Consider the following 240-nt stretch of genomic DNA (forward strand, 5'->3'; position numbering starts at 1 on the left):
GTACCAGCGGGTCGAAGGCGCGCACCGCCGAGCGTTCCCGCAGGCGTTCGGCCAGGCCCTCCACGGTCGGCGTCTCGATCAGCGCGGCCATCGGCAGGTCGACGCCATAGCGCTTCTCGATCAGCAGCATGAAGCGCATCGCGCTGAGCGAGGTGCCGCCGAGGTCGAAGAAGCTGTCGCGGATGCCTACCCGGGGACGATCCAGCAACTCGCCGAGGAGTCCGGCCAGGGTGCGCTCGT

At 69.6% G+C, this 240-nt stretch carries 1 protein-coding gene; it reads right to left on the minus strand.

Translation table 11 applies throughout. The features are described from left to right. A partial coding sequence (locus ACLJNW_RS28130; RefSeq protein WP_410961911.1) for a phosphopantetheine-binding protein occupies window positions 1-240 on the minus strand: 240 nt, incomplete at both ends.

The sequence above is a fragment of the Salmonella sp. SAL4457 genome (genome assembly GCF_046548235.1).
Classification (GTDB): Bacteria; Pseudomonadota; Gammaproteobacteria; order Enterobacterales; family Enterobacteriaceae; genus Salmonella; species Salmonella enterica.